This window comes from Methylobacterium sp. WL18 (assembly GCF_008040015.1).
Classification (GTDB): domain Bacteria; phylum Pseudomonadota; class Alphaproteobacteria; order Rhizobiales; family Beijerinckiaceae; genus Methylobacterium; species Methylobacterium mesophilicum.
In genome coordinates this window covers 1-1,664 of record NZ_VRVD01000848.1, presented here as the reverse complement: position 1 = coordinate 1,664, position 1,664 = coordinate 1, and the positions used below count along the sequence as shown (strand labels likewise).

The window sequence follows — 1,664 nt, the reverse complement described above, 5'->3', positions numbered from 1 at the left end:
TCCGGTCGCGACGCGGCCGTCCCGCGCCCGCGGCCGGGTGTTTCCGCTGGAGGGGCTGACCGGCGAGACCAAGGAGGCGCCGCGCATCCCCTCGGGGATCGGCGAGCTCGACCGGGTCACCGGCGGCGGCTTCGTGCGCGGCTCGGTGATCCTGCTCGGCGGCGATCCCGGCATCGGCAAGTCCACCCTGCTGATGCAGGCCTCGGCCGCCATGGCGGGGACCGGCGAGCGGGTCGCCTACATCTCCGGCGAGGAGGCGGTGGGGCAGGTGCGCCTGCGGGCCGAGCGGCTCGGGCTGAGCTCCCGTCCGGTGGATCTGGCCGCCGAGACCAATGTCGAGGACATCATCGAGACCCTGAGCCAGGGCCGTCCGCCGGCGCTGGCGATCATCGATTCGATCCAGACCATGTGGACCGAGACCGTGGAATCGGCCCCCGGCACGGTCACGCAGGTGCGCTCCTCGGCCCAAGCGCTGATCCGCTTCGCCAAGACCACCGGCACCGCGGTGATCCTGGTCGGCCACGTCACCAAGGACGGGCAGATCGCCGGCCCCCGGGTGGTGGAGCACATGGTCGACGCGGTCGCCTCGTTCGAGGGCGACCAGGGCCACCATTTCCGCATCCTGCGCGCCGTGAAGAACCGCTTCGGCCCCACCGACGAGATCGGGGTGTTCGAGATGACGGATGCGGGGCTCGCCGAGGTGCCCAACCCCTCGGCCCTGTTCCTGGCCGGGCGCGACCATCAGGCCGCCGGCACCGCGGTCTTCGCCGGGATGGAGGGCACGCGGCCCCTGCTGGTGGAGATCCAGGCGCTGGTGGCGCCGTCCTCGCTCGGCATGCCCCGCCGGGCGGTGGTCGGCTGGGACCCGAACCGGCTGTCCATGGTGCTCGCCGTGCTGGAGGCCCATGGCGGCATCCGGCTCGGCACCCACGACGTGTATTTGAATGTCGCCGGAGGCTTGCGCATCACCGAGCCGGCCGCGGACCTCGCGGTGGCGGCCGCCCTGGTCTCGTCCCTGTCGGGGGCGGTGCTGCCGCCGGAGACCGTGTATTTCGGGGAGATCGGCCTGTCCGGGGCGATCCGACCGGTGGCCCAGGCCGGCGCCCGGCTGAAGGAGGCCCAGAAGCTCGGCTTCGCCAAGGCGCTGATCCCGCAGGGCCGGGGCGAGGGCGACAAGGCTCTGGCGGTGGAGACGTTGCGCCACATCGCTGACCTGGTGGCCGGGATCAGTGCCGGGGCACCCCGGCGCGGCGCGGGCCAGCGCGGGCGGGCGCAATCGCGCTACGCCGACGAGGAGATGTGAGCGGGCTTACCCCTACTTTGGGATCTACACATTGGGCTGGGGAGCACGGGCGCCGGACGAGGCGCGGGTCCCCTCTCCCGTGCGGGAGGGTGACAGGGTGAGGGGTCAGGTTCCTCCGGAGAGGGCGTATCCCTCACCCCAACCCTCTCCCGAGCGGGCTTAGATGTTCACACATCGGCTGGTGGATGTGGGCCCAGGCTAACCTCAAGCGCGTCTCCCTCCCCCCTCTGCGGGGGAGGGTGGGCCGGCCGTCAGGCCGGGTCGGGAGAGGGAAGCCCGGGTGCAGGACATGGTGCGACCCGCACGACGGGCAAAGCCCGTTTCTGCACCGTCGCTCCCCTCTCCCGACCCCCTCCGGGGG

The 1,664-nt window shown here is 72.5% G+C and carries 1 protein-coding gene; it reads left to right on the top strand.

The annotated features are described in order from the left end of the window. Window positions 1–1,303, top strand: a 1,303-nt coding sequence (gene radA / locus FV228_RS28965) for a DNA repair protein RadA (RefSeq protein ID WP_147857620.1), incomplete at its 5' end; no start/stop codon positions are given. Window positions 1,304–1,664: the final 361 nt, after the last annotated feature.